This is a genomic window from Pseudomonas sp. Marseille-Q1929, from assembly GCF_017316265.1.
In the GTDB taxonomy this organism is placed as follows: domain Bacteria; phylum Pseudomonadota; class Gammaproteobacteria; order Pseudomonadales; family Pseudomonadaceae; genus Aquipseudomonas.
The window spans coordinates 38,566-56,402 of sequence record NZ_JAFLWU010000025.1 but is presented as its reverse complement, the minus strand read 5'-3'; the positions used below and the strand labels follow the sequence as shown (position 1 = coordinate 56,402).

The 17,837-nt window shown below is 62.1% G+C and carries 19 protein-coding genes; 12 read left to right on the top strand and 7 right to left on the bottom strand.

The annotated features are described in order from the left end of the window. The first annotated feature begins 131 nt into the window (after positions 1 to 131). The 3 genes from J1G37_RS22790 to trxA all read left to right on the top strand — a co-directional run bounded on the left by J1G37_RS22790 (position 132) and on the right by trxA (position 2,282). A complete protein-coding gene (locus tag J1G37_RS22790; RefSeq protein WP_124525096.1) occupies positions 132 to 587 on the top strand; it encodes a YbaY family lipoprotein in 456 nt (151 codons plus the stop codon). Continuing rightward, entirely contained in the window at positions 584 to 1,240 is a 657-nt protein-coding gene (locus J1G37_RS22785; RefSeq protein WP_207045484.1) for a 50S ribosomal protein L11 methyltransferase, read from the top strand. The genes J1G37_RS22790 and J1G37_RS22785 overlap by 4 nt, the downstream gene beginning before the upstream one ends. A gap of 169 nt (positions 1,241 to 1,409) precedes the next feature. After that, positions 1,410 to 2,282 (top strand): thioredoxin, encoded by an 873-nt coding sequence (trxA, locus tag J1G37_RS22780; protein ID WP_207045482.1) that lies wholly within the window; start codon positions 1,410 to 1,412, stop codon positions 2,280 to 2,282. Here trxA and J1G37_RS22775 read toward each other — a convergent pair. Continuing rightward, entirely contained in the window at positions 2,279 to 2,620 is a 342-nt protein-coding gene (locus tag J1G37_RS22775) for a hypothetical protein (RefSeq protein WP_124525093.1), read from the bottom strand. The two genes, trxA and J1G37_RS22775, sit on opposite strands and share 4 nt — an antisense overlap. A gap of 131 nt (positions 2,621 to 2,751) precedes the next feature. Between J1G37_RS22775 and J1G37_RS22770 the strand changes: the two genes are divergently transcribed. The 5 genes from J1G37_RS22770 to J1G37_RS22750 all read left to right on the top strand — a co-directional run bounded on the left by J1G37_RS22770 (position 2,752) and on the right by J1G37_RS22750 (position 6,818). After that, a complete protein-coding gene (locus J1G37_RS22770) occupies positions 2,752 to 3,345 on the top strand; it encodes a DUF2796 domain-containing protein (protein WP_207045480.1) in 594 nt (197 codons plus the stop codon). 169 nt (positions 3,346 to 3,514) lie between these two features. Then, positions 3,515 to 4,225 carry an ABC transporter ATP-binding protein gene (locus J1G37_RS22765; protein ID WP_017736647.1) on the top strand — a complete coding sequence of 237 codons (711 nt, stop codon included), beginning with the start codon at positions 3,515 to 3,517 and terminating at the stop codon, positions 4,223 to 4,225. Between the two features lies 1 nt (position 4,226). Beyond that, entirely contained in the window at positions 4,227 to 5,492 is a 1,266-nt protein-coding gene (locus J1G37_RS22760) for an ABC transporter permease (RefSeq protein WP_207045478.1), read from the top strand. An 11-nt stretch (positions 5,493 to 5,503) separates the two neighbouring features. Then, complete coding sequence (locus J1G37_RS22755) at positions 5,504 to 6,025, top strand: DUF3299 domain-containing protein (protein ID WP_207045476.1); 522 nt, start codon at positions 5,504 to 5,506, stop codon at positions 6,023 to 6,025. A gap of 94 nt (positions 6,026 to 6,119) precedes the next feature. Then, entirely contained in the window at positions 6,120 to 6,818 is a 699-nt protein-coding gene (locus J1G37_RS22750) for an OmpW family outer membrane protein (RefSeq protein WP_017736650.1), read from the top strand. Between the two features lie 155 nt (positions 6,819 to 6,973). On the opposite strand, the gene J1G37_RS22745 is transcribed toward J1G37_RS22750, so the two are convergent. Beyond that, on the bottom strand, positions 6,974 to 7,858 hold the full coding sequence (locus J1G37_RS22745) for a sugar nucleotide-binding protein (protein WP_026136777.1): 885 nt from the start codon (positions 7,856 to 7,858) through the stop codon (positions 6,974 to 6,976). A gap of 87 nt (positions 7,859 to 7,945) precedes the next feature. Continuing rightward, positions 7,946 to 10,024, bottom strand: a complete 2,079-nt coding sequence (locus tag J1G37_RS22740) for a mechanosensitive ion channel domain-containing protein (protein ID WP_207045474.1) — start codon at positions 10,022 to 10,024, stop codon at positions 7,946 to 7,948. 170 nt (positions 10,025 to 10,194) lie between these two features. Between J1G37_RS22740 and J1G37_RS22735 the strand changes: the two genes are divergently transcribed. Genes J1G37_RS22735 through J1G37_RS22725 form a run of 3 tightly spaced genes read left to right on the top strand, consistent with a single transcriptional unit; the run spans position 10,195 to position 13,167 of the window. Beyond that, the gene (locus J1G37_RS22735; RefSeq protein WP_207045472.1) at positions 10,195 to 10,974 is read left to right on the top strand and encodes an endonuclease/exonuclease/phosphatase family protein; all 780 of its coding nucleotides are present in this window, start codon (positions 10,195 to 10,197) and stop codon (positions 10,972 to 10,974) included. Beyond that, positions 10,971 to 12,230 carry a cardiolipin synthase ClsB gene (gene clsB, locus J1G37_RS22730; RefSeq protein WP_207045470.1) on the top strand — a complete coding sequence of 420 codons (1,260 nt, stop codon included), beginning with the start codon at positions 10,971 to 10,973 and terminating at the stop codon, positions 12,228 to 12,230. Before J1G37_RS22735 ends, clsB begins: the two co-directional genes overlap by 4 nt. Beyond that, a complete protein-coding gene (locus J1G37_RS22725) occupies positions 12,220 to 13,167 on the top strand; it encodes a lysylphosphatidylglycerol synthase domain-containing protein (protein WP_207045468.1) in 948 nt (315 codons plus the stop codon). Before clsB ends, J1G37_RS22725 begins: the two co-directional genes overlap by 11 nt. A 33-nt stretch (positions 13,168 to 13,200) precedes the next feature. On the opposite strand, the gene J1G37_RS22720 is transcribed toward J1G37_RS22725, so the two are convergent. Next, positions 13,201 to 14,160, bottom strand: a complete 960-nt coding sequence (locus J1G37_RS22720; protein ID WP_207045466.1) for a GlxA family transcriptional regulator — start codon at positions 14,158 to 14,160, stop codon at positions 13,201 to 13,203. 96 nt (positions 14,161 to 14,256) lie between these two features. Between J1G37_RS22720 and J1G37_RS22715 the strand changes: the two genes are divergently transcribed. Beyond that, complete coding sequence (locus J1G37_RS22715) at positions 14,257 to 14,820, top strand: cysteine hydrolase family protein (protein ID WP_207045464.1); 564 nt, start codon at positions 14,257 to 14,259, stop codon at positions 14,818 to 14,820. Between the two features lie 21 nt (positions 14,821 to 14,841). Here the strand turns inward: J1G37_RS22715 and tam are convergent, their stop codons facing one another. From tam to J1G37_RS22700, 3 genes are all read right to left on the bottom strand, one after another. Continuing rightward, positions 14,842 to 15,603 carry a trans-aconitate 2-methyltransferase gene (gene tam, locus J1G37_RS22710; protein ID WP_207045462.1) on the bottom strand — a complete coding sequence of 254 codons (762 nt, stop codon included), beginning with the start codon at positions 15,601 to 15,603 and terminating at the stop codon, positions 14,842 to 14,844. Between the two features lie 138 nt (positions 15,604 to 15,741). Next, positions 15,742 to 16,257, bottom strand: coding sequence for a single-stranded DNA-binding protein (locus tag J1G37_RS22705; protein ID WP_003232445.1), 516 nt, complete (start codon positions 16,255 to 16,257; stop codon positions 15,742 to 15,744). A 9-nt stretch (positions 16,258 to 16,266) separates the two neighbouring features. After that, entirely contained in the window at positions 16,267 to 17,661 is a 1,395-nt protein-coding gene (locus J1G37_RS22700) for an MFS transporter (protein ID WP_207045460.1), read from the bottom strand. Between the last annotated feature and the right edge of the window lie 176 nt (positions 17,662 to 17,837).

Here is a 17,837-nt window from a genome sequence, read left to right as displayed (position 1 = left end):
GCAACAAAAAAAGGGAGGGCCATGGTAGCGCATCCCCGTGGCAAGACAAGCCATAGCCTTTACGGTATATAGACTGGCTATTATGTTTCTTGATTTTAAAGCCACGGATTTTGCCCTTTCTGGAGCCGTACATGCAGTTACGACCACTTGTCTTGCTCACCGTGTTCAGTTTCCTGGTCGCCTGCAGCAGCGAAGCCCCTAAACCGTCCACGCCCCAGCCGGTGCCTGCGCAAGAGAAAAAAGTCCCGGGTATTGAAGACCTCGGCCCACTGCCGGCCTATCAGCGCGAAATCAACGGCAGCCTGACCAACGTGCCCGCCGGCGCCGAAGTCGAGATGGCCTTGCTGGTGATCGACGAGCGCTCGCGCCCGCAACAATTGCTCGCCAGCAGCGTGCTGACCGGCAACGGCAAGCCCCTGGCCTTCCGCCTGCGCTTCAACCCCGAGGCCTTCCCGGCCGGTGCGCGTGTTGAAGTGCGCGGCCGCGCCAGCCAGTCGGGCCAGTTGATCCTGCACCTGCCCGCCGTGCGCATCACCCAGGCGATCACCCAGACCACCGGCCCCCTGCAACTCGTCAAGGCACCATGACCCCACCGCTGGCCCTGCAAGAGGCGTTGAGCGAACTGATAGGCGACGCGCAACTGGTGCCCTGCCCACTGCCGGACACCGCGTTGTCGTTATGGCTGCTGGATGCGGACAACATGGACCGCGCTTTCAGCCCCGAAGAAACCCGGCGCATCCTGCATGAACCGCCCTACTGGAGCTTCTGCTGGGCCAGCGGCCTGGCGCTGGCGCGCTACCTCGCGGCGAACCCCGAGTGGGTTGCCGGCAAGCGCGTGCTGGATTTTGGCGCCGGTTCCGGCGTGGCCGCGATTGCGGCCGTCAAAGCCGGGGCGCTGGAAGTCGTGGCTTGTGATCTGGATCCGCTGGCGCTGGCGGCGTGCCGGGCGAATGCCGAACTCAACGGTGTGACGCTGGGTTATTCGGCGGATTTCTTCGCCGAAGCCGACCGCTTCGACCTGATCCTGGTGGCCGACGTCCTCTACGACCGCGCCAACCTGCCGTTGCTGGATCACTTCCTTACCCGTGGTCGTGAAGCGTTGGTGGCGGATTCGCGGGTGCGCGACTTTCAGCATGCGGATTATCAGCGGCTGGAGATCCTTGATGCGTTGACGCTGCCGGACCTGGCCGAGCCTTGGGAGTTTCGCAAGGTGAGCCTGTACCACTCGCGGCGTTCTTGAGGCCATCGCGGGCAAGCCCGCTCCCACATTCGGGCTGCATTGTCCTGTTGAAATGCATTCCCCTATGGGAACGGGCTTGCCCGCGATAGCGATCTTGAACCCGCCGCGCTTTCAGCCGCCAGCGCCAGCCCTTATAGTTGCCCCATTCCCGCTTTCTTCGAGACGCCCCATGAGTGAGCCCACGCCGTACATCTTCGATGCCACCACCGCCACGTTCGACCAAGCCGTCATCGAGAATTCGTTCCACAAGCCCGTGCTGGTGGATTTCTGGGCCGAGTGGTGTGCGCCGTGCAAGGCGTTGATGCCGCTGCTGGCGCAGATTGCCGAGAGTTATCAGGGCGAGTTGCTGTTGGCCAAGGTTGATTGCGAGGCCGAGCAGGACATCGTTGCGCGCTTTGGCATTCGCAGCCTGCCAACGGTGGTGCTGTTCAAGGACGGCCAGCCGGTGGACGGCTTTGCCGGGGCGCAGCCGGAGTCGGCGGTGCGGGCGATGCTGGAGCCCCATGTGCAGATGCCACCACCGGCAGCCGCTAATCCGTTGGAGCAGGCCCAGGCGTTGTTTGCCGAAGGCCGTATCAGCGATGCCGAGGCCGTGCTGGTGACGCTGCTGGGCGAGGACAACACCAACGCCGCCGCGCTGATCCTGTATGCACGCTGCCTGGCCGAGCGCGGCGAATTGGGTGAAGCCCAGACCGTACTCGACGCCGTGAAAAGCGACGAGCACAAAGCCGCCCTCGCCGGCGCCAAGGCGCAAATCACCTTCCTGCGCCAGGCCGCCGACCTGCCAGACGCCGCCGACCTGAAAACCCGCCTGGCGCAAAACCCGCAGGACGATGAAGCGGCCTATCAATTGAGCATCCAGCAACTGGCGCGCCAGCAGTACGACGCAGCGCTGGAAGGCTTGCTCAAGTTGTTTATCCGCAACCGCAGCTACAGCGAAGGCTTGCCGCACAAGACCTTGCTGCAGGTGTTCGAACTGCTGGGCAACGATCACCCACTGGTCACGGTGTACCGTCGCAAGTTGTTCGCGGCGCTGTACTAATCACCGATCCAGCTGTACAGCGGCGTATCCCCGCCGCTGGCGACCTTGACCTTGGCGCTATGGCGCAGGCGCACCAGCAGGCGCTTGCCCGCCGAGGCATCGCCGGCCAAACCTTCCAATTGATCGAGCAATTCCAGGCCGTTGAGCTGCCCGGCTTTGCGCAATAGATCCTGGGCGTTCTGCCACTGATCTTCATCCTGCTTGACCGGCGCCGCTGCCGGTGCGCTTGGCACCGGGGCTGCCTGCAATTGCGCGCCCAGGCGTGCCCAATCGCCGTCGTCCAGCTCCAGGGTCAAATCCACCGGCAGGTCGCCGACGGTTCCTCGAATTCGCAACATCGTCCGTACTCCTGCACTTTTCTGACCGGCATGCTCCCATGCGGCTTGCGCAACGCCAAGCAGGCGGTCAAACTCTCGCGACTATTGTTATAAGATCACATAACAAAACTTTCATGTCCTGGAGCCGCCCCATGCGCCGTCTGTTGCTTGCTTTGCCGTTTGCCCTGCTGCCACTGGCGGTTGCCCATGCTCACGAAGAGCACGACCACGAACACGGCAGCCTCGGCGCCCATGAACATGGTGTGGGTCGCCTCAACGCGGTGCTGGACGGCCAGGCCCTGGAGCTTGAGCTGGACAGCCCGGCGATGAATCTGGTGGGTTTTGAACACGTCGCCACCACCGCCGCCGATAAAGCCAAGGTCGCCGCTGTGCGCAAACAGCTGGAGAACCCGCTGGCCCTGTTCAACCTGCCCAAAGGCGCGGGTTGCGTGGTCAGCAGCCAGGAACTCAACAGCCCGCTGTTCGGCGACAAGCCCGAAGCCGATCACGACGATGATGACGACCACGATCACGACGCTAAAGGTGGCGAGCATCATCACGACCACAGCGAAATCCACGCCCACTACCAATTCACCTGCGCCACGCCGACCGCGTTGAGCAACCTCGACCTGACCCAGGTGTTCAAGACCTTCCCCGCCACCCAGAAAATTCAGGTACAACTGATCGGCCCGAGCGGTCAGCAAGGTGTTGAAGCGACGCCTACAGCCGCTACCCTGAAGTTCTGAAGCAGACCCGGTCAATGTGGGAGCTGGCTTGTGTGGGAGCTGGCTTGCCTGCGATGCAGACACCTCGGAGTTTCAGTCATACCGAGGTGATGCTATCGCAGGCAAGCCAGCTCCCACAGGGGTCCAGCACCACATTTGCAACCCAGCCAACAGGCGACACTGATTTCACATGACCCAAGCATTGATCGAACTGTCCGACCTGGGCTTCAACTGGCCCGGTCACCCGCAGTTGCTGGACATCCCCGCGTTCCGCCTGGAAGCGGGCGAAACACTGTTCCTCAAGGGCCCGAGCGGCAGTGGCAAGACCACGCTGCTGGGTTTGCTCGGCGGTGTGCAGAAACCCAGCCAGGGCAGCATCCGCCTGCTCGGCCAGGAACTCACCGAGCTGTCGGCCGGCGCCCGCGACCGTTTCCGCGTGGACCACACCGGCTATATCTTCCAGCAGTTCAACCTGCTGCCGTTCCTCTCGGTGCGCGAGAACGTCGAGTTGCCGTGCCACTTTTCCAAGCTGCGCGCACAACGGGCCAAGCAACGCCATGGCAGTGTCGATCAAGCCGCTGCCACCCTGCTCGCGCACCTGGGCTTGAAGGACAAGGACTTGCTGGAGCGCCGCGCCGACTCGCTGTCCATCGGCCAGCAACAACGGGTCGCCGCTGCCCGGGCGTTGATCGGCCAACCGGAACTGGTGATCGCCGACGAACCCACCTCGGCCCTGGACTACGACGCCCGCGAAGCTTTCCTTCAGCTACTGTTCGCCGAATGCCGAGACGCCGGCGCCAGCCTGCTGTTTGTCAGCCATGACCAAAGCCTGGCAGCACTGTTCGACCGCCACCTGTCGCTGGCCGAACTCAATCGCGCCGCCACGCCCGCAGAGGTTTGAGATGTATCTGTTCCGTCTAGCCATGGCCAGCCTGGCTAACCGCCGCTTTACCGCGATCCTCACCGCATTCGCCATCGCGCTTTCCGTGTGTTTGTTACTGGCTGTGGAACGCGTGCGCGTCGAGGCGCGCAACAGTTTTGCCAGCACCATCAGCGGCACCGACCTGATCGTCGGCGCCCGTTCCGGTTCGGTAAACCTGCTGTTGTACTCGGTTTTCCGCATCGGTAACGCCACCAACAACATCCGTTGGGACAGCTACGAGCACTTCGCCGCCAACCCCCAGGTGAAGTGGGCGATCCCGATTTCCCTCGGCGACTCCCATCGCGGCTACCGCGTGATGGGCACCAACGAGTCCTACTTCGAGCACTACCAGTACGGGCGCAAGCAAAACCTCGAACTGGCCAGCGGCCGTGCCTTCGCCACCGACCCGTTTGAAGTGGTGCTCGGTGCCGAAGTCGCCGAGGCGCTGCACTACAAGCTCGGCGACAAACTGGTGCTGGCCCACGGCGTGGCGGTGGTGAGCCTGGTCAAGCACGATGACAAACCTTTCACCGTGGTCGGTATTCTCAAGCGCACCGGCACCCCGGTGGACCGCACGCTGCACATCAGCCTCGGCGGTATGGAAGCGATCCATATCGACTGGCACAACGGCGTGCCGGCCCAGGGCAAAGGCCGCATCAGTGCGGATCAGGCGCGCAACATGGACCTCACGCCGCAGGCCATCACCGCATTCATGCTGGGCCTGAACAACAAGATTTCCACCTTTGCCCTGCAACGGGAGATCAATGAATTTCGAGGCGAACCGATGCTGGCGATCCTGCCGGGCGTGGCGCTGCAAGAGCTGTGGAGCATGATGGGCACCGCCGAAAAAGCGCTGTTCGTGATTTCGCTGTTCGTGGTGCTGACCGGTTTGATCGGCATGCTCACGGCGATTCTCACCAGCCTCAACGAGCGCCGCCGCGAAATGGCGATCCTGCGTTCGGTGGGCGCCCGCCCGTGGCATATCGCGACGTTGCTGATCTTCGAAGCCTTCGCCCTGGCGTTGTCTGGCGTGGTCGCGGGGGTTGGCTTGCTGTATGTGTGCATCGCCGCCTCGCGCGGTTATTTGCAGGCCAACTACGGCCTGGACTTGCCGATGGCGTGGCCGAGCGAATATGAATGGACGTTGCTCGCCGGTATCCTGGCCGCCGCGCTGTTGATGGGCAGCGTGCCCGCGTGGCGCGCCTATCGACAATCCCTGGCCGACGGCCTGTCCATACGTTTATGAGGAAGGCTTCGATGCGTCGTGCCCTGTTTGCGCTGTTGCTGCTGGTGAGCGCCCCCGTGTGGGCCGGCGACCAGCCCAAGGATTTGTCGTGGCAGGAGATGATCCCACCTGACGCGCCGCCGGAAGTGCCAAACATGAAACCGCTGCACGACCTGTCAGGCATGGCCGATGCGTTGTCGGCCGAAGCGGCGCCAGCGGCCAAGCAGGATCTGCCCAACGCGCCGGTGGTACAGGCGCTCAACGGTCAGCATATTCGCTTGCCGGGTTACATCGTGCCGCTGGAAGTCAGCGAAGAAGGCCGCACCACCGAGTTCTTGCTGGTGCCGTATTTCGGCGCGTGCATCCATGTGCCGCCGCCGCCGTCGAACCAGATCGTGCATGTGAAAAGCGAAGTCGGCGTGAAGCTCGATGAGCTGTACCAGCCGTATTGGATCGAAGGCGCGATGCAGGTCAAAGCGTCCACCAGCGAGCTGGCCGATGCCGGTTACCAGATGGATGCCGAGAAGATTTACATGTACGAACTGCAGGAATAACGCTGATCGCCCTTTCATTGAGCTGAATCAAAAGACCGCACGGAACGATCTTTACCATTGGACCTACAACTTTTAAACGTCCTTTGGAGCTCCCATGAACAAGTCCCTGCTCGGCGCGTCCCTCTTCGCGCTCGCCCTCGTCGCCCCGGTTGCCCACGCTCACGAAGCGGGCGACATTCTGGTTCGCGCCGGTGCAATTACCGTGAACCCGAAGGCCGACAGCGGTACCGTAAAAGTTGACCAAGGCCCATTGGCCGGTGCCAACCTGGGCGGCAAGGCGACCATGAGCAGCGACACCCAACTGGGTCTCAACTTCGCTTACATGCTGACCAACCACGTCGGTATCGAACTGCTGGCCGCCACGCCGTTCGAACACGACGTGAAGATCAAGGGCACCGCCCTGGGCGCCGCCAACGGTAAGCTCGGCACCCTGAAACACCTGCCGCCAACCTTGAGCGTCGTGTACTACCCGCTGGACAACAAGTCCGCCTTCCAACCGTACGTGGGCGCCGGTATCAACTACACCTGGATCTACGACGAACACGTCGGCAGCCGCGCCCAGGGTGCAGGTTTCAGCAACTTCAAGGCGGAAAACTCCTGGGGCTGGGCCGCACAGATCGGTGCGGACTACATGATCAACGACAAGTGGATGATCAACGCCCAGGCGCGCTACATCGACATCAGCACCAAGGCCACCGTGGACAACAACGCCCTGGGCCAAGGCACTCGCGCCAAGGTCAATGTGGACGTGGACCCGATGGTCTACATGGTGGGTATCGGTTACAAGTTCTAAGCAGCACCGCATAACCCATGTGGGAGCTGGTTTGTGTGGGAGCTGGCTTGCCTGCGATAGCATCACCTCGGTATGACTGAAACTCCGAGGTGTCTGCATCGCAGGCAAGCCAGCTCCCACATGGGCCAGCTCCCACATTTGCGTTTAGGCCGGTGTCAGGTATGCCGGTAGAACCGATCCAGCAACGCCGGCAACCCCGCCCGCCACGCCCGTGGCTTGATGCCAAAGGTGTGCAGGATCTTCTTGCAGGCCAGCACCGCGTGTTGTGGCTCATCACTCGCATCCGGCCGCGCGGCGTGGGCCTGGGCGGTGGGTGATTCAATCGCCAGCGGATGAAACGTACGCGCTTCCGTGAGGATCGCCTGGCCCAGCGCCAACGGCGTGGTCGCCTCTTGGCCCGCGTAGTGATAGGTGCCCCACAACGGCGCCGCACAATCGAGTTGCTTGAGCACCGAGATGATCACCCGCGCCGCATCATCCACCGGCGTCGGGTTGCCGCGACGGTCATCCGCCATCAGCAATTCATCCGGCTTCTCGGCCCGGGCGAGGAAGCGCCCGAGGGTGCCATCGACACTGTCATCCAGCAGCCAGCCAAAACGTAGCAACACATGTTGCGGGCACGTCGCGCGCACGCTCTGCTCGATGCGCCACAACGCCTGGCCACGCAGGCCCAGAGGCACCGGCTCGTCCTTTTCGCTGTAGGCGGTGGCACGGGAGCCATCGAACACGCGGTAGCTGGACGGTTGCAACAAGGTAATGGTGTGGTGCTGGCACAGTTCAGCCAGGCGCTCGATGGCGAACTCCTGGGCGGCCAAACGGGTTTCGCTGACGGCTTCGGCCTGGAACCAGTCGAAGTAGTAGGCGAGGTTGATCAACGCATCGGGACGGGTGTCGTCGAGCAATTGGGTAAGGCTCGCGGCATCCCAGCCGTCTTGGGGCGGTTTGGGGGCGAGGAAACCGATGTCTTCCTCTGCACCGAGGCGAATCAGCGCCTGCCCGAGGGCATTCCCGCCGCCCAACAACATAAGGCGCATTCGCATAGAGTGTGCAGGCCCGGTCAGTGTGGAACGATGGCTAATTAAGTATTTGTCAGAATCGTTGCATTTTGCGGGTTTGTAGCGCAACCGTCACGGATTAACTGTCTTCGCGCCGGCCTCTGGCGGCTCATGCTCAAGGGCCGCCTTCACCGGCACCATCACCTGCTGTGGATAAGTCTGCGCGAACTGCACCTCGGCGCAGTTATCCACAAGCTTCTTCAAGCGCTGGTTGAATGCACGGCTCACCGCATATTGCCCACCCGAAACGGTCCGGAACTGTGCCGTGAGCACCACGCCATTGAGGTCCATCTTATCCACGCCAAACACCTCCAGCGGCCCTTGCAGGTTGTACTTGAGGAACCCATCGTCACGGATCGACTGGCCCGCCTCGCGGATCAACTCCACGGCCTTGTCCACATCGGTGTCGTAGGTGAACTGCACCGAGAAGAACGCGTAGGCAAATTGCCGCGACTGGTTGGTGACCGCCTTGATCTGCCCGAACGGCACCGAATGCACAAACCCCTTGCCGTCGCGCAGGCGCAGGGTGCGGATGGTCAGGCCTTCGACGGTGCCGGCGTGGCCGGAGTCGAGCACCACCCAGTCGCCGATGGACAAGGTGTCTTCAATGATGATGAACAACCCGGTGATGACATCCTGCACCAGTTGCTGCGAGCCAAAACCAATCGCCAGGCCCACCACCCCGGCACCCGCCAGCAGCGGCGCGACGTTGATGCCCAGGTTGGCCATGGTGGTGATCGCGCAGATCACCACCAGGATGATTTTCACCGCGTTGCGCACCAGCGGCAGGATGGTTTTCACCCGCGTGCTCGGCTGGCGGCTGGAGCGTTTGTTGACGGGTGGCTTCAAGGCTTCCTGGATCGCCGTGTCGAGCACCACCCAGAACAGCCAGGTCATCAGCAGGATGAGGCCGATGCTACTGAGGGAATCGCTGATCGCCCGGCCGATGGAATTGCGCTCGGCAAACTCGAACAACGAGACGCCCCAGATCCGCCCGAGGATCTCGATAAACCCGATGGCCATGGCGATACGCAGGATCGCGTGCAACAGGCTGAGGAAACGTTCCTTGTAGGCACTGCTGCGCTGGATCGCCACCTGGCTGCGGGACTTGAACAGGTGTTGCAGCACGGTGCTGAGGAACACCGTGCCGATCAGCAGGATCGTGGTGAACAACGCGCAGCGCAGGGCCTTTTGATTGTCGTCACCGGCGCCAATCAAATTGATCGCCGAGACCAGCACCATCAACAGGATCGGCCAGTACCACAGCCCGGAAAACACCCGCAGCGATTGTTGCAACGCCGGGTGTTTAAGGCGCTGAGCCAACGGCCGGTTACGGATCAGGTGGGCGACTGGCCGGCGCAGGCGCACCACCAGCACGCCGAAGATCACCGCAGCAAACAGGCCGGTAAACACCGCGATACTGCTGGTGATATTGCCGCCGAGCTGGCGGGCGATTTGCGGGCTGGTCAGGGCATCGCTGAGGGCGGCGAGAAAGCCGATCAGGAACAGCGGCTTGGGGCAATAACTGCGAATAATCCCCACGGCTGGCCGCTTGTGGCCGAGGTTGAACATGACGATCACACACAACAGCATCGACGTGGAAAAGATCCCGCTGCTGGTGGCGTAGGCAAAACACAGCGCCAGCGCTCGTCCTACTGAAGTGGGTAAAAAGTGGCTGACGTATAGCGTCAAGGGCAGGCAGATGAGTGCCGGTATCGTGTAGGGCACCACGTAGCCGAGCACGGCTTGCAGGCGCCCGCGTTGTTCGACAAAGGCGCGCCGGCTCAGGCGCTGCACGAACCACCGGCCCAACAAGGTGAGCAACGCAAAGGCGCCGATCCACACCCCGGATAACAGGAGGAAGTCCCCGGCAACGCTCCATGGCGAACGTTCTGACGTCTGGTCCACCAGCCGCCCTACTTCGTCTGCCGCCCGATCTGCACGCAGGCGCCAGGCATCGACCAGACTTTGATTGAGGTCGAGCTTGTCCTGCACATTGTCGATGCTGGAACTGATGGCCCCGAGCAGGCCGCCTTCCACCAGCAGTTCCGGCTTGGCCGGCGCTTCGGGTTGTGGGTCGGCAGCTTGCAGTGCGCTGCTGCCGCAAAACAGCAGCGCGCCGAGCAGTAATGCAGTCTTTGAGTTCAGCAAAACACCGGGCTCCTTCAGCAGGGTCTGTAAGGAACTGACGGGTTTGAGCCTTGATCGTTCCCCCGCCCGGCCATGTTTATGCCGTCCGTAGGACGCTGGAAACTTTCCACCCGCCCTTAGAGTCAGCCCTAAACGGGGGGATAACGCCCCACTCTTCTTCAGGAGCAACCATGGCTGCGACTCCCGACTGGGTGCCCATCACCCCCAGCCTCGCCATCACCCGCTTCACGGTGCTGACGGTCAATATCCATAAGGGCTTTACCGCCCTCAACCGGCGTTTCATCCTGCCCGAGCTGCGCGAAGCCGTGCGCAGTGTGGGCGCGGACATGGTGTTCCTGCAGGAGATCCACGGCACCCACGAACGCCACCCGCAGCGCTACAGCGACTGGCCGAACATGCCGCAGTACGAATTCCTCGCCGACAGCATCTGGCCGCAGTTCGCCTACGGGCGCAACGCGGTCTACCCCCACGGTGACCACGGTAATGCGCTGCTGTCGAAATTCCAGATTGTGCGCTACGACAACCTGGATATTTCCCAGAGTGGCCATGAAAACCGTGGCCTGCTGCATTGCGTACTGCGACTGCCGGGCACCGGGCAGGAGGTGCATGCGATCTGCATCCACCTGGGCCTGCGCGAGGTGCATCGCCAGCAGCAACTGCGCTTGCTGGAGCAACGCATCCGTGAGATTCCGGCCGATGCGCCGCTGGTGGTGGCCGGAGATTTCAACGATTGGCGCCAGAAGGCCGACTTGAGCCAGAGCGGCCTCACCGAAGTGTTCATGCAGGCCCACGGCAAACCGGCACGCACCTTCCCGGCGCGCCTGCCGCTGTTGCCGCTGGACCGCATCTACGTGCGCAACCTCAAGGTGCATAACCCCCGGGTGTTGACCACCCGCCCCTGGTCCCATCTGTCAGACCACGTGCCGCTGTCGGTGGAGATCGAGCTATGAGCGTCGCCGTCGAACACATCGCCACCGACCAACCGCCGGACGCCGCCAAGGCCCGCGACCTGGACTACGGCTGGCACAGCGATAACCAGGTGCAGTTGCTGGAAAACGGCGAGGCGTACTTCCCCAAGGTCTTCGCGGCCCTGCGCGAGGCGCGGCGGGAAATTCTGCTGGAGACCTTTATCCTGTTCGAAGACAAGGTGGGGCATGAGCTGCAACACATCCTGATCGACGCGGCGCAGCGTGGCGTGAAGGTGGTGGTCAGCCTCGACGGCTTTGGCTGCGGCGAGCTGAGCCCGACGTTTCTCGGTGAGCTGGCGGACGCCGGGGTGACGGTGCAGATGTTCGACCCGGCGTCCAAGACCCTGGGCTTTCGCACCAACTGGTTTCGCCGCCTGCATCGCAAGATCGTCGTGGTGGATGCCGCCGTGGCGTTTATCGGCGGGATCAATTTTTCGGCCGACCATCTGGGCGATTTCGGCCCCGAGGCCAAGCAGGATTATGCGGTGCAAGTGATTGGCCCGGCGGTGGCCGACCTGCATCATTTCGCCCTGGCACAAAGTGGCCGTCAGGCACGCGCCCGGCGCGGTTGGCGGCGGCGCCAGCAGCGGCCTTGCGCAGGGTCTACCGAGGGCGAGGGCTTGGTGCGCTTGATTTATCGCGACAACGTGAGACATCGCGATGACATCGAAGAGGCCTATATCCACGCCCTGGGCCAGGCACAAAAGCGTGTGGTGATCGCCAACGCCTACTTCTTCCCGGGCTACCGCCTGCTGCGGGAAATCCGCAATGCGGCGCGCCGGGGCGTACAGGTGCAGCTGATCATTCAGGGCCAACCGGATGTGCTGCTGGCCAAGCTGGCCGCGCGCATGCTCTACGCCTACCTGCTCAAGGATGGCGTGGTGATCCACGAGTATTGCCAGCGCCCGCTGCACGGAAAAGTTGCCCTGGTGGACGACGACTGGAGCACCGTGGGTTCGAGTAACCTGGACCCGCTGAGCCTGGCGCTGAACCTGGAAGCCAACGTGCTGATACGCGATCGCGCCTTCAACCAACAGCTCTACGAGCGCCTGGAAATACTCGCCCGCGATCACTGCCAGACCATGCCGGAAAACCGCAAGCCGCGCTTGTGGCTGTGGCGATTGACCGTAGGTTTCCTGGTGTTTCATGTGATGCGTCACTTCCCCGCGATGACCGGTTGGCTGCCCGCCCATAAACCTCGGTTGAAGCCGTTTGAGGGCCAGGCCCATGACCGCTGAATCGCGCTTCAAGCGCTGGAAGACGCCGCTGACCGTGGTGTTCTTCCTGGCACTGATCGTGTTGTTCACCCTGCTCGCCCGGCGCATCGACTGGAGCGAAGTGCTACAGACCCTGGGCGACTTCAAGCTGCGTACCTTGCTGATCGCCGGCGCGGTGACGCTGTGCAGTTTTTTGGTGTACGCCAGCTTTGATTTGATCGGCCGCACCTATATCCGCCAAGACTTGGGCTGGAAGCAGATCCTGCCGGTGGGCATCATCAGCTACGCCTTCAATCTCAACCTCAGCGCGTGGGTGGGGGGGATTGCCATGCGCTATCGGCTGTACTCCCGGCTGGGGGTGAGCACCGGCAATATCGCCAAGATCCTGGGGCTGAGCCTGGCGACCAATTGGTTCGGTTATATGGCACTGGCCGGGGTGATTTTCAGCAGTGGCCTGGTGACGATGCCGCCAGGGTGGAAAGTCAGCACCAGCGCGTTGCAGGGCATTGGGGTTGTGTTGGTGCTGCTCAGCCTGGGTTACCTGGCCGCCTGCCAATTCTCGAAAAAACGCGAGTGGTCTGTTCGCGGTATGGAGATCAACCTGCCGTCGGTGCGCATGGCGTGCTTGCAGTTGGCATTGGGCGCACTGAATTGGTCGCTGATGGCGGCGGTGATTTTTATCCTGCTGCCGGCCAAGCTGGATTACCCGTTGGTACTCGGGGTGCTGCTGATCAGCGCCATTGCCGGCGTGATCACCCATATCCCGGCGGGGCTTGGGGTGTTGGAGGCCGTGTTTATCGGGCTACTGCAACATGAGGCGTCGCGGGGCAGCCTGCTGGCGGGATTGATTGCTTATCGGGCGATCTACTTTATTTTGCCACTGCTGATCGCGCTGGTGATGTACCTCGGGGTGGAGGCCAAGGCGAAGGCGTTGCGGGTGAAGAAGGCGCCGGCTTGAGCTCGCGAAGACGGCTTAGAGAACACCAGGATCTTAAACGCCAAATCGACTGCGGTAATCACTGGGTGCAAGCCCGGTGATTTTCTTGAAGGTGGCGCGGAAGGCGCTGGGGTCTTGGTAACCCACGGTCCAGGCGATGTGATCGATGGTGCCGTTGGTGAATTCGAGCATTTGCCGCGCCTTGCCCACGCGCAGGTGCTGGCAGTATTCGGTGGGTTTCAAGCCGGTGGCGCCGCGAAAACGCCGTAGGAAAGTGCGCTCCTCGAGGCCCGCCTCTTGCGCCATGGCGGCGACAGACACATCCACCGCGCCGCTGGCTTGCAGCCAGTGCTGAACCTTGAGGATGGCGCCATCACCATGCCCTAGGATTGGCGCAAAGTTGCTGCCGCACTGGCTGGCGCTGTCGCTGTGCTCGATCACCAGGAAACGTGCCGTGTCGGCGGCGATGCTCGGTCCCATCAGCCGATCCACCAGGCGCAGGCCCAGTTCGGACCAGGCCATCAGTCCGGCGGTGGTGATCAAGTCGCCGTCATCGACGATGGGTTTGTCCGCCTCCAGGCGCACCGCCGGATAGCGGGCCGCGAAGGACTGGGCCGATGACCAGTGGGTCGTGGCGCTGCGCCCATCCAGCAGGCCGCTGCGCGCCAGCATGATCGAGCCAATACACACGCCGCCAAGCACCGTGCCTGTCGCATGTTGCTCGCGCAACCACGCCAACAGCGCCGGCGGCGTTTGTTCTTCGGTAAACTCGCCGATGGACGGCGGCACCAGCACCGCCATCATCGGCTGCTCGGGGCCGGGGTGGCTGTCGAATACGCGCAGCGGTTTGCCTTGTGCGTCGACTTGCCAGTGGCTGACTCGCAGCAATGGCAATTGCGCGGATTGATGCTCGGCAGCGATCCGGTTGGCTACGCCGAACAAGTCCGTCAAACCATGTACGGCGGCCAGTTGCGCACCCTGGTAGATCAACACGCCCAATTCAACAACGACCATTGTCAGTTTTCCCCCTGTTATTGTCGGTGCAGCCAATCCCAGGTGCAGGCGCCAGCAAAGATACTGGGCCCATCAACCCATCACGAGGCAATACCCATGGCCAAGCAAGCACTCATCCTAATCGATATCCAGAACGACTACTTCCCTCAGGGCAAGTGGCCACTCGACGGCGTTGACGCCGCGGCGGACAAGGCTGCGCAGGTGCTGCAAGCGTTTCGCCAGGCCGGTGATGCGGTGATTCATGTGCGTCACGAATTTACCTCCGAGGACGCGCCGTTCTTCACCCCAGGTTCCGAGGGTGCACATTTGCATCCCAAGGTGCTGAACGAGGGCAACGAGCCGGTGGTATTGAAGCATTTCGTCAATGCGTTTCGCGAAACCAATCTGCGTGCTCTGCTGGAGCAACGCAGCATCACCGAACTGGTAGTGGTCGGCAGCATGAGCCATATGTGCATTGATGCCGTGGTGCGGGCAGCGGCGGATTTGGGCTACAAGGTCACGGTCATTCATGACGCCTGCGCAACCCGGGCGCTGGAATTCAATGGCCAGGTGATTCCGGCCGCGCAGGTGCATGGGGCGTATATGGCCTCATTGGCGTTTGGTTATGCGGGTGTGGTCTCGGCGGATGAATATTTGCAGGCGCAAGCGGCGGCGGCCTGACCGCCACTTGCCTGCTCGACGTTAACGCGTCGCGATGATGAACAGGCGCGGGAATGGCAGCAATACGGTGCCATCAGCCAGGGCTGGGTAAGCCTGTGTAATCCGTGCCTGGTATTCCTGTAGGAAGGCGGCCTTTTCGCTGTCGGTCAGCGGCGCGAGGAACGGTCTCAGGGCGGACGCCTTGAACCACTCCACCACCGCGGCGTGGTCTGCCAGCGGGTGCAGGTAAGTGGTGCGCCACACATCGACAGTGCTGCAGTGTTTGCTCAACAGTTCGTAGTAGTAGCTCGCGGCGTGACGCTCATTGTGTTTGACCGCGCCGATCTTGGCGGCCCATGGCCCCTCGGCAGCAACTTCACGGGCTAGCCGGTGGGCGGGTTCGTCGAGGTTGTCCGGGGTTTGCACCGCCAGCGTGCCGCCGGGTGTCAGTTGGTTGGCCAGGTGCGGGTACAGCGTGGCGTGATTCGGTAGCCATTGCAGGGATGCATTAGCCAGGATCACGTCGAATGCCTGCGCTGGGTTCCAGTCGCCAATATCCGCCAGCTCGAAGCTCAGTGCCGGCAAGCGTTTGCGTGCGTCGGCGAGCATGTCGTCGGAGCTGTCCATGCCGGTGACGTGGGCGTGCGGGAAGCGCTCGGCCAGGACTTCGGTGGAGTTGCCGGGGCCGCAACCGAGGTCGACGGCGGTGCGCACGTCGGTGTTCGGGATTGCCGCAACCAAGTCACGAACGGGACGGGTGCGCTGTTGTTCAAACATCGTGTATTGCTTGGCAGACCAGGTCATCGCAGCATTCCTTCATGTTAAAGGTTGGCCACAGCCTAAATCCTGTAGGCCATGAGAACAAATGCCCGGATGATCGGGCAATAAAAAACCCCCGAAGCCTGGGCTATCGGGGGTTTTGTGCGTTCCGGGTCTTGGACCTTAGAACGGGATATCGTCATCAAAGCTGTCGAAATCCGGGGCCGGTTGCGGAGCGGCCTGCTGTGGCGCTGGACGCGACTCACGCTGAGGCTGCTGGCTTGGCTGCGGACGCGACTGCTGTGGACGCGGTGCCGAGTTGGACATGCCGCCCTGGCCCTGTTGGTCGCCCTGTGGACGGCCGCCCAGCAGTTGCATGGTGCCTTGCATGTCGACCACGATTTCGGTGGTGTAACGCTTGATGCCGTCTTTTTCCCACTCGCGGGTTTGCAGCTTGCCTTCGATGTAGACCTGCGAACCTTTACGCAAATACTCACCGGCGATCTCTGCCACCTTGCCGAACATCGACACACGGTGCCATTCGGTTTTCTCGACCTTCTGGCCGGTTTGCTTGTCGGTCCACTGTTCGCTGGTCGCCAGACTCAGGTTGGTCACGGCGTTACCGTTAGGCAAGTAGCGAACTTCGGGATCCTGGCCGCATGTACCGACCAATATGACTTTGTTAACCCCACGGGCCATAACGTTCTCCTAGGCTGGGCGCGCTGTCGGCACTGGGTTGACCAGTTGCTCAAGCGTCGCGCGATCCAATAATTCGGTGTCCAATTTGATGTAGATGGCGGCTTCTTCGGCGATCACTACCGCATCTGTTACCCCAACAACGGCCATTAGGCGCTCTACCAGGCCGGCTTCACGAATTGCTTCGGGCGACAACGGCAGGCGCAGGCTTGTGACGTATGGAGGTTCGCGCATGGTAACAGCAAAGGCTAGCCAAAGTGCAGCCAGCCCCGCGCATCCGAGGAACACAACCGACAAACCGCCATGCTGGAACATCCAGCCGCCCATGATGCCGCCCAACGCAGAACCGAGGAACTGGCTGGTGGAATACACCCCCATCGCCGTGCCCTTGCCGCCGGCCGGTGAAACTTTACTGATCAGCGAGGGCAACGAAGCTTCCAGCAGGTTGAACGCGGTGAAGAACACCACAGTGCCGATCACCAGCGCCCGCAGGCTGTCGCCGAACTGCCAGAAGAATAGCTCAGTGAGCATCAGCGTCGCGACGGCGCCCAGCAAAACTCGTTTCATTTTGCGTTTCTTCTCGCCATAGATAATGAACGGGATCATGGCGAAGAACGAAATCAACAGCGCAGTGAGATAGACCCACCAGTGCTGCTCCTTGGGCAGGCCGGCTTTTTCCACCAGGGCCAGGGGCAAGGCGACGAAGCTGCACATCAGCATCGCGTGTAATACGAAGATACCTAAATCCAGACGCAGCAGGTCGGGGTGCTTGAGCGTCGGCAACAACGCCTTGCGCGCAACGCCCGATTCGCGGTGCTGCAGCGTGCCGGTGGAGCGCGGCACCATGAAGGCCACGATCACGATGCCAAACAGCGCCATGCCGCCCGTGGCAAGGAACAGGCCATGCAGGCCGAAAGCACGGGTCAACAAGGGGCCGACCACCATGGCCACGGCAAACGACAGGCCGATGGTCATGCCGATCATGGCCATGGCCTTGGTGCGGTGTTGTTCGCGGGTCAGGTCGGACAGCAGTGCCATGACGGCGGCAGAAATCGCCCCGGCGCCCTGTAGGACACGGCCGGCAATCACGCCCCAGATCGAATCCGACTGGGCCGCGAGCACACTGCCGAGGGCGAACACGATCAGCCCCAGGTAAATCACCGGGCGGCGGCCAATGCGGTCGGAAATGATCCCGAATGGAATCTGGAAAATCGCCTGGGTCAGGCCGTAGGCGCCAATCGCCAGGCCGATCAGGGCGGGGGTCGCGCCTGCGAGGTCCATCCCATAGGTCGCCAGTACCGGCAACACCATGAACATGCCAAGCATACGGAAGGCGAACACCAGGGCCAGACCGCTTGCTGCTCGGGTCTCGCCGCTACTCATGCGTTCGCTGTGGGGATCGTGCATGGAAAAACCTCGTGTGAACCGGCGGCGATTCTACCAGTCCCATCGATTGAGAGGGTATATGCGGCGCTTTGCCGCGCAGCTTTCATGTAAGGCTGCACCCGGCAATTTGACAGTGTATATTCATCCAGTCTTTAGCCGTATACTCCTGCATTATTTACGCCCGCCGTGCGAGGCCA